Annotated in this window: 6 protein-coding genes; 5 read left to right on the top strand and 1 reads right to left on the bottom strand. The window is 61.1% G+C overall.

Going from position 1 to position 10,135, the window contains the following annotated elements; all coding sequences use genetic code 11:
* Nucleotides 1-113: 113 nt before the first annotated feature.
* A complete protein-coding gene (locus ABJK70_RS14050; RefSeq protein WP_133718536.1) occupies nucleotides 114-1,931 on the bottom strand; it encodes an ABC transporter ATP-binding protein in 1,818 nt (605 codons plus the stop codon).
* 326 nt (nucleotides 1,932-2,257) lie between these two features.
* Here ABJK70_RS14050 and ABJK70_RS14045 point away from each other — a divergent pair, with 326 nt between their 5' ends.
* From ABJK70_RS14045 to ABJK70_RS14025, 5 genes are all read left to right on the top strand, one after another.
* A complete protein-coding gene (locus tag ABJK70_RS14045; RefSeq protein ID WP_347258283.1) occupies nucleotides 2,258-4,942 on the top strand; it encodes an FAD-dependent oxidoreductase in 2,685 nt (894 codons plus the stop codon).
* Nucleotides 4,943-4,972: 30 nt separating this feature from the next.
* Nucleotides 4,973-6,748 carry a glycoside hydrolase family 2 TIM barrel-domain containing protein gene (locus tag ABJK70_RS14040; RefSeq protein ID WP_156881435.1) on the top strand — a complete coding sequence of 592 codons (1,776 nt, stop codon included), beginning with the start codon at nucleotides 4,973-4,975 and terminating at the stop codon, nucleotides 6,746-6,748.
* Entirely contained in the window at nucleotides 6,735-7,814 is a 1,080-nt protein-coding gene (galT, locus tag ABJK70_RS14035) for a galactose-1-phosphate uridylyltransferase (protein ID WP_077731590.1), read from the top strand. The genes ABJK70_RS14040 and galT overlap by 14 nt, the downstream gene beginning before the upstream one ends.
* Nucleotides 7,815-7,821: 7 nt before the next feature.
* A complete protein-coding gene (gene galK, locus ABJK70_RS14030) occupies nucleotides 7,822-8,895 on the top strand; it encodes a galactokinase (RefSeq protein WP_240502590.1) in 1,074 nt (357 codons plus the stop codon).
* A 54-nt stretch (nucleotides 8,896-8,949) separates the two neighbouring features.
* Nucleotides 8,950-10,135, top strand: a 1,186-nt coding sequence (locus ABJK70_RS14025) for a hypothetical protein (protein ID WP_347258282.1), incomplete at its 3' end; no start/stop codon positions are given.

Genomic DNA, 10,135 nt, shown 5'->3' with positions numbered 1-10,135 from the left:
TATTCAGGCAAAGGTCGGCCCGAGGCGGCTGCAGGGCAGTAGGATGATGCGCTGTCGTACCATAGGATCGTATTGCCTAACGCCTTTGCTTCGCCCATTTTATTCGTCACGATTCATGCCCGCGCAGCCGGAGTGATTTTGGGATTCTGGGAAACGGCGTTTCCTGCTTGCAGCTGCCACATGGCGTCGAATACACCGCGCCGCCGTCTCAGTTCCTCGGGGCTGCCGTCCTCGACGATACAGCCTTCACTGAGCACGATGATCCGGTCGAACGAGGCCACCGTGGACAGCCGATGAGCCACCGCCAACACGGTGCGGCCCCGCATGAGCTTGGCCAGCGCCTGGTGAATCTCGAGCTCCGAAGCGGTATCCAGTGCCGAGGTGGCTTCATCCAAGATCAGGATCGGCGCGTTCTTCAGAAAGGCGCGGGCGATGCCGATGCGCTGACGCTGACCTCCGGACAGTTTCACGCCGCGCTCTCCGACCAGCGTGTGGTATCCCTCCGGTAACGCGCGGATGAAAGCATCGCAAAAGGCCTGACGGGCCGCGGCGTAGACCTCCTCGTCGCTGGCCTCGGAGCGGCCGTAGCGGATGTTGTCCAGGATCGAACGGTGGAACAGCGAAATATCCTGCGGCACCACGGCAATAGCCGCACGCAGAGCATCCTGCGGAATTTCGGTCACGCACCGACCGTCGATCAGAATGCGGCCTGTATGAACATCGTCGAGCCGTTGCACCAGGCTCACCAGCGTCGACTTGCCGGCGCCGGATGGGCCGATGATGCCTAGCCTCTGGCCGGCCGGAATGTCGAGGCCTAGATCGCGGAAAAGGAGATCGCCGTTTGCATAGCCGAAGCAGACGTTCTCGAACTTGATGGCTCCGCCTTGTGGCACGAACGGTTTCGCCCGTGGACAATCGGTTACCGAGTGCGGCTTGCCGATGTCCCTCAGGGTCTCCGCGATAAGCCCGAGCTGCTGAGTGGTGCCGAACAAGGCAAAGGCGAGGTCGCGGGAGCCGTGTAGTATGCGGAATGTCAACGTGCTGACCAGCACCACCTCGCCGGGCGTAATCCGATTCTCAGCCCAGAGTTGGAGCGCCCAAGCCAGTATGGTTCCCGCCATCAACCATAGCAGCAGGTCGTGAAGCACCCTGGTTTTCTCCTGATACATCCAGCTCCGCCGCTGGCTTTCGGCTTCCAATCCCAAATGCTCGGCCAAGCGTTCCCGTTCGCGTTGCCGGGCGGAAAATGCCTTCACCGCCCAGATGTTTCCCACCACGTCAACCAGTTCGCCATTCGCGCGCGAACACTGTTCAGCATAATGGCGATGTATGGGTTGGCCGCGCCGCCCGAACAGAATCATGCCCCCACCGACGATCGCGACAAAGACGCACAGGAGCGCAGCCATGTCACCGTGGACAGTTCCCAGCACGATCATAGCGCCCAGGAAATCGGTGCAAGGCGGCACCATATTCCAGGCGAGTACGCTGAACAGCGTCCCCGTGGCGGCAGCGGTTTCGCTGATGCGGTTGCCCAGGGAGCCGGCCATACGATCATTGAAATAGCACATGGAGTGGCCGGAGAGGTGCTGGAACAAATCGAGCCGCACATCCACGCCGGTGCTCACCATGGTCCGGCAGCCGAGCCAGCCGCTCAATCGCCACAGCCCATGCTCGACACCCACGAGAGTGATAAACAGTGCCAGGGGACCCCAGACGGCCAGCCGATTCCTCTCCGGAGCGGACATGGCGTCTACCAGAAACTTCATGCCCACCTGCACACCGATGGCGCAGGCGGCGGCGCCGATCACCAACAGGAACAAACCGGCGAAATGGAACGGCCGGCGCCGAACATAGTGCAGGAGAAAGAATAGGGGACGTCTCAGAAAACGAGGTGTCGCTTCGGACGTATTCGAATTTTTGGTGTCTGGCATCTGTCCCTGATCCCTAAACCGCAAAGCTCACGCGCAATTGCAACGGCAAGGCTTGGCATCATGCTTATGACGCGTCCGCTCTAACCGCCAGTTATCCGACCCGATGCTAAGCGGATCGAAACCTCGGGTGAATAGGGGCTGTCCCGTATATCAGGAGGATTATGTAGGCGTTGAACATGCCGACAAACAAGGATTTAGCGCTTGATTCGATGTTGGAGCGGGTTTCGCGTTCTCCGTACTTCGGAACCGCGAACAAACGGACCCGGTCTCATTGGATAGTCTATTTTTCGCGATGCAGCAGAAAAATCCATTTCCAAGGAGGGCTCATGGAAAAAACACCCAAGATGACCGTATTTTCCCACCTACGTTGGAATTGGGTCTGGCAACGCCCTCAACATCTGCTGTCTCGCCTGGCCAAGCATTTTTCCACTGTCTTTATCGAGGAGCCGCTACACTCTGAAGCCGCGCATTGGGAGTTTCATCGCCCGGTTCCGGGGGTGCTTGTTGCCACCCCTTTCACGCCTATTCTCGACCCGGGCTTCAACCATCGCCAGTTCACGGAACTGGAGCCGCTCATGGACGACTTGAGCGAGCGCGAGGAACTGCGCAATGGCCTGGTTTGGCTCTACACACCCATGGCGCTGCCTTTGGCCCGTCGGCTCAAGCCCACGGCGATGGTCTACGACGTCATGGATGAGCTGTCCGCTTTCAAGGGCGCCTCTCCCGATCTATTGGAGTTCGAAGCGGAGGCCTATCGCGCAGTTGACCTGGTATTCACCGGAGGCCCCAGCCTGTATCGCGCCAAGGCGCACCGCCATCCCAACGTACACTGCTTTCCGAGCAGCGTTGATGCGGCCCACTTCGGCAAGGCTCGCGAAGCCGGCCTGGATCATCCCGAGCAAGCGGATCTGCCCCGGCCGCGGCTCGGCTTCTTCGGTGTTATCGACGAGCGCATCGACCTGCCGTTACTGGACGCCATGGCACGGACAAGGCCGGACTGGCAATTGATGATGGTCGGACCCGTCGCCAAGATCGATCCCGCGGAGTTGCCACGGCACCCCAACCTCCATTACTTCGGTCAGCGTTCCTATGAGGAGCTGCCCGCATTCTTGGCTGGATGGGACCTTTGCCTGTTGCCCTTCGCCCGGAACGATTCGACCCGCTTCATCAGTCCGACCAAAACCTTGGAATATATGGCGGCGGAAAAACCGATCGTCGGCACGCCCATCGCCGACGTGGCGGGGCCCTATGGGGAGATCGTCCACCTTGGGGATAGCGTCGAGCAATTCGTCACCGCCTGCGACCGGGCGCTGACGGAAGGGGACGATCGCGCCCGGCGCAGCGAGGCGATGCGCAAGGTATTGCGGAATACGTCCTGGGATGCTACCGCACGGTCCATGGCCAACGAGATCGGCAAAGTGCTGCACGGACGCCGGCGCGGCTCCGGTCCCGTTTCCCGCCGTTCGATGCGATCGCAGAACGAGCAGTGGGACATTGCCATCATCGGAGCCGGACCGACCGGCCTATCCGCCGCTTATCATGCCCCCGGCGCATTGCTGCTGGAAGCCAACGACAGCATAGGCGGCTGGTGCCGCTCCATCGAGGAGAACGGTTTCACCTTCGATTATGCCGGGCATATCATGTTTTCCAATGATGGGTATGTGCACGAGCTATACCGAAAGCTTTTGGGCGACAACGTGCACTGGCAGGATCGGGAAGCCTGGATCTACAGCAAGGGCGTGTACACCCGCTATCCGTTCCAGGGCGGTCTGTACGGCCTGCCGCCCGAAGTCATCAAGGAGTGTCTTGTCGGTGCCATCGAAGCCCGTTTTGGCCCCCTGAAGGAACGGAAAACTCAGGGCGGTAACCGCAGGGAATCGCTCCGTGACTGGGATTGTCAGGGCGGGGACGTGAAGGATTGCTGCGGCGACGGCATCCTGGAAAGTACCGTCCGCTGGGGTGCTGCGAACACTCGGAAAGGACTGCCGGAAGGCTTCGCAAATTTCGAGGAATTCATCTATAAGGTGTGGGGCGCCGGCATCGCCAAGCATTTCGCCATTCCCTACAACCGCAAGTTATGGGCGGTGGATCTCAAGGCGATGGAAACCTCCTGGCTGGGCGGACGGGTACCGCTGCCCGATCTGGAGGACATGATCGAGGGCGCCTTGAGGCCGGTGCCCAAGCCCATGGGACCGAACGCCCGCTTCGGCTACCCCCTGCGGGGCGGGTTTCAGGCGCTGATGAACGGCTTTATTCCCTACGTCCGCGATCGGCTCCGCCTCAATGCCGGGGTGGTCGCGATCTCTCCTCACCGGCATACGGCAACCTTGGCCGATGGCATGCAGATCGAGTACGGCCACTTGATCAGCACGATGCCGCTGCCGGTACTGGTCCGTAGCCTCGGCGAGGAAGCGCCGGTCCATATCCGCCGGGCGAGCGAGGGTTTACGCCACGTCTCGGTACGTTGCGTAAATCTCGGGATCGGCCGGCCCCATCTCACCGAGAAGCATTGGATCTATTACCCAGAGGACACGGTATTTCACCGCATTTTCGTGCAGGGCAACGCCAGTCCCCATTGCAATGCGCCGGGCGGTTTCGGCCTCACCTGCGAGATTACCTATTCGCCCGCGAAACCGCTGCCCTGCGACGGTGACGCCTTGATCGAGCGCTGCATTCGAGACTGTCAGAGGGTTGGCATGTTCACCCCCGACGACCCGATTTGGGCTGCCAACCAAGTGGACCTGCCGCATGCTTACGTCATTTACGATCATGTCCGTGCCGACAACGTGAAGCTGATCCGGGACTGGCTTGCCGAACACGACATCCTTTTGGCCGGGCGCTACAGCGAATGGGAGTATTACAATTCCGATCACGCCTTCCTCGCCGGAAAGCGGGCCGCCGAGGCGGTGCGGGAGCGGCAGACTAAGCGCGCGCAACACAAGATGAGTTCAGCTTCCGAATCGGTGCTCCTGGCTGCAGCGGCGGCCGCGGAGGGCGCGCTGAAATTCTAGAGCGGCGCAATGACATGTAGAAGGATCGGTATGGATAGCCGCTATCCAAGACCTCAACTGCGGCGCCCCGACTGGATATCGCTGGATGGTTCGTGGCGCTTCCGGTTCGACGATGAACTGGCTTTCCGGGTACCGCGCGACGTGCCCGACTGGCCTTTGACCATCGAGGTGCCGTTCGCCCCTGAAAGCCAGCGGAGCGGTGTCGCCGATACGAGTTTTCACCGGGCGTGCTGGTATCAGCGGGAGTTCGATCTTCCGGAAAATCGCAGCGGCAGGGTTCTGCTGCACTTCGGCGCGGTCGACTGGCAGGCTCGGGTCTGGGTCAACGACGTCAAGGTGGCCGAACATCAGGGCGGGCATACGCCCTTCGGCGCCGACATCAGCTTCGCACTGGCGCCCGGTCGCAGGCAGCGCATCACGGTGTGGGCCGAGGATGACCCTCATGATCTCGAAAAGCCGCGCGGCAAGCAGGACTGGCGGCTGGAGTCCCACAGCATCTGGTATCCACGTACCACCGGCATCTGGCAGACCGTGTGGCTGGAATTCGTGGGCGACAACTACATCGAAAAAATCCGCTGGACCCCCAGCGTGGAGCGCTGGGACATCGCCTTCGATGCTTACGTGACCGGGAGGCATCCCGATGAGACTTATGTCTCCGTATGTCTCCGCTGCGGTGCGCAAATTCTCGCGAACGACACCTATCGCGTCATCGGCGGCGAGGTGCATCGACGGATCGGGTTGTCCGATCCCGGCATCGACGACTTCCGCAACGAACTGCTCTGGTCTCCTGAATGGCCTACGCTGATCGATGCCGAAATAAAGCTGCTCTGCGAAGGGCAAGTGGTCGATCAAGTGTATTCCTACACCGCTCTGCGGTCTGTGGGCGCACAGCGGGAGCGCATTTTGCTGAACGGCCGGCCTTATGTTCTGCGCCTGGCCTTGGACCAGGGCTACTGGCCGGATTCGCTGATGACCGCACCCACGAGCGATGCGTTGAAGCGCGATGTGGAGCTGGCCAAGGCCATGGGCTTCAACGGGGTGCGCAAGCATCAGAAGATCGAGGATCCGCGCTACCTGTATTGGGCCGATGTGCTGGGCCTCCTGGTTTTCACCGAAATGCCCAGTGCCTATCGATTTACCCACAAGGCCTTGAATCGGCTGCTGAGAGAATGGACCGAGGTCATCGAGCGCGACATCAGCCATCCCTGCGTGGTGATTTGGGTGCCTTTCAACGAATCCTGGGGCGTTCCCGATCTGCCCGCGTTGCCGGCGCCGCAGGATGCGGTTCAGTCCTTCTATCACCTCACCCGGTCTCTGGATCCGACCCGTCTCGTCATCGGCAATGACGGTTGGGAAAGTTCCGCCACCGACATTATCGGCGTACACGATTACGACGGTAACCCGGACCATATCCGCGCCCGTTACGGACCCGAGGTCAAATTGCAGGAAGTGGTCGACCGGCGCTGGGCCGGAGGGCGCATTCTGACCCTGGATGGGCACCCTCACCGCGGCCAGCCGGTGCTGCTTTCCGAGTTCGGCGGCGTGGCTTACATTCGGCCCGGAGACGAACGCTACGACCGTGGCTGGGGCTATCAACGCTACGACGATCTCGAGGAATACAAGCAGCGCACCTGCGCCATCATCGAGGCGGTGCGCTCAACCGCAATGTTCAGCGGCTTCTGCTACACGCAGTTCGCGGACACATTCCAGGAGGCCAACGGCCTCTTATTCGACGATCGCACTCCGAAGATGCCGGTGGAAGACATAGCCCGCGCGGTGCGCGGAAACAATTATGTACACCCGTGATCTCATGAAAGCGGACGGCCGCACGCTGAGCCTGTACAGCCGTCGGCCCATCGCCTGGAATATCCAGCCCTCGCTGCTGTCCGCCCCGGAAGGGCTCAATCCCCACCTCCGCTGGCATCCCCTGCGAGGCGAATGGGTGGCCTATGCTGCCTATCGGCAAGGGCGCACCTTTCATCCGCCGCCGGAGTACAACCCTTTTGCACCCTCGGACGATCCGGACAATCCCACCGAACTGCCCTGCGGCGACTATGACATCGCCGTGTTCGATAACCGCTTTCCGGCACTGACCGGGAAGGCTCACGATCCGCCCGAAAGCCTGGTCAGCACCCTTCCGGCCAAAGGCCACTGCGAAGTCGTCGTGTTCACCCAGGACCCACAGAGTAGCCTAGGCCGATTGCCCTTGGATCACATCGAGTTGCTTCTGGAAGTCTGGGGGCGCCGCACGGAAGTCCTCGCCATGCGCCGGGATGTGCGTTATGTGTTGCCTTTCGAGAATCGCGGGGCCGAGGTAGGCGTGACCCTGCATCATCCTCACGGTCAGATCTATGCCTATCCCTTCGTGCCGCCGTTTCCCGAGCGCATTCACCAGAACGAAGCCGAGCATTTCGAGAAGACCGGCGGTTCGTTGCTCCAGGAATTGATCGCAGCGGAGGCTAAGAGCGGCGAGCGGGTGCTGTATCTCGGCGAGCACGCGATCGCATTCGTGCCGGCATGGGCGCGCTATCCGTACGAAGTGTGGGTGGCCCCCATTGTCGCGGTTCCGTCGTTCTTGGCTTTGAATTCCGAGCAGCGGGCCGATCTGGCCGCCGCCCTGAAAACGGTTCTGCTCAAATACGACGGGCTTTGGCAGCGGCCATTCCCTTATCTCATGGCTTGGTACCAGGCTCCGGTCGATCGGCGCCAGCATCCGGAGTGCCATCTCCATGCCGAGTTCTATCCGCCCTACCGTACCGCAGACCGGCTGAAATATCTGGCCGGCACCGAGCTCGCCGCCGGCATGTTCGCGAATGACGCATTGCCGGAAGAAAAGGCAAGGGAACTCAAGGCGATAGCGGTGGCTTGGTGAGTAATGAATGATGGGAGCAGACCACCTCAAGTTCTCCGAACTGTACGGTTCCGAACCCGAGCTCGAAGCCGGCGCGCCGGGCCGGGTGAATCTGCTCGGGGAACACACCGATTATAACGACGGCTATGTTCTTCCCACCGCGATTCCGCAGAGGACCCAGGTCGAAATGGCACGGAGCCAAGACGAATGGTGCCGATTTTATTCGGCGAATTTCGACGAACTGGTTCGCTACCGCGCGGGCGGCGCCATTGCCCATGGGTTCACCGGCTATGTCGCAGGTTGCCTTGAAGTACTTCGGGAAGCGGGCTGCGCCATAGCTCCGGTGAACCTCCTGATCCGCTCGGAGGTTCCGATCGGGGCAGGGCTATCCAGCAGCGCGGCCCTGGAAGTCGCGGTGCTGAGGGGATTACGCGGTTTGTTTCAGCTCGATATAGACGACCTCGCCATCGCTCTCCTGGCCCAGCAAGCCGAAATCCGGTTCGCCGGGGTCCGTTGCGGCATCATGGATCAGATGGCGGCGAGCTTCGGCGATGTCTTGCACATGCTGTTTCTGGACACCCGGACGCTGGAGCGCCGCTTGCTGCCCCTGCCGGAGCACGCCGAACTGATCGTGCTGGACAGCGGCGTGCCGCGCCGCCTGGCCGCTAGCGCCTACAACCAGCGGCGCCAGGAATGCGAGGAAGCCGCTCGCCGATTGGGTGTCATGGCCCTCAGGGATATCGGCGACCTTGCGATTACGGAGAGCCTGCCGGAACCTTTGAACCGTCGCGCGCGTCACGTCTTCAGCGAAAATCAGCGCGTGCTCGTGGCGGTGTCCGGCGTATCGGCCGAGGAGTTCGGCGAGCTGATGAATGCGTCCCATGCAAGCCTCCGTGATGACTACGAGGTGTCTGTTCCGGCCCTCGATCTTCTCGTGGAGCTATTGCAAAAACAGCCGGCCGTCTACGGCGCCCGGCTCACCGGCGCAGGTTTCGGCGGTGCCTGCGTGGCGCTGGCGAAGGCGGGGCAAGCCGCCGCGGTGAAGGCGACGGCCCTTGCCGCCTACCGCGCTCAAGGGCATGACGGCCGCGTGCTGGTGTAATCCCGTGCCCCCGTAGCTCTTAATCGACCGCAATTCATACAACGAGGCTGCTGAATGACGACCGATCACATCGCTCCGGCACTTCTCAAGTCCTTTTGGATGGCAGGATTCGAGGGAGCCAGCCATATCAATTCATCCGGCAAGCGTCTGGACATGGTGCATTCCACGCACCATGACCTCCTGGTGGACAGCGACTATGCCATGCTGCGCGAAGTCGGGATTCAGGTCGTTCGGGAAAGCGTACGCTGGCATCTGATCGAGCGCGGCGGGCGATTCGATTTTTCCTCGCTCGCTCCCATGTTGCGCGCGGCCAACGAGCACGGCGTCCAGGTCAACTGGACCCTTTGCCATTATGGCTGGCCGGACGACCTGGACCTGTTTTCGCCGGCTTTCGTGCATCGCTTTGCCCGCTTTTCCGCCGAAGCTGCGCGCTTCATCGCCGATCACAGCAATGCGGAACCCGTATATTCGCCCATCAATGAAATATCCTTCATCTGCTGGGCGGTTTGTCATAGCGATTTGATGTACCCGTACGCGGTTCACAGCAAGGGCCGGGACAACGAACTGAAGCGCCAGCTCGTTCGGGCCGCCATCGAAGCGATTGAAGCGGTGTGGGAAGTGGATCCTCGTGCGCGCATCATCCATATCGATCCTATCATCCACATCATCGCGCCGCCCGGCCGCCCCGATTTGGAAGACGCGGCGCGGGCGCAGCGCGCTTCCATGTTCGAGGCTTGGGACATGTTGCGCGGCTCCCGCGACGAGGATTTGGGCGGGGACCCGAAGTACCTGGACATCATCGGCGTCAACTATTATCACTCCAATCAGTGGGAGTATCTAACGAATGACCGTCTCCACTGGCACCTCGGCGATCCAAGGCGGATGCCGCTGCACCGCTTGTTGCAAGAGGTGTACGAGCGTTATCAGGTCCCCATGATCATCGGCGAGACCAGCCATGTCGGCGCCGGTCGGGGGCAATGGATACGGGAAATTGCCGAAGAGGTGTGCAGGGCGCGCCAGTTGGGTGTACCGGTGGAAGGCGTCTGTCTGTACCCGATAGTCGACCGCACCGACTGGGAAAACGACCATCACTGGCACAATAGCGGACTATGGGACGTGGAACCCGACGAAGAAGGCGTTTTGCGGCGGGTGATCAATCAGGCGTATCTGGACGATTTTCTGGAGGCGCAACGCCATCTCAACCGGGAAGAATGCAAGTTGCAGCATCCGGAGGCGCAAG

The sequence above is a fragment of the Methylocaldum sp. genome, from assembly GCF_039794385.1.
GTDB lineage: Bacteria > Pseudomonadota > Gammaproteobacteria > Methylococcales > Methylococcaceae > Methylocaldum.
Note: the sequence above shows the minus strand (reverse complement) of the source record. Positions and strands in the feature narration are given on the sequence as shown.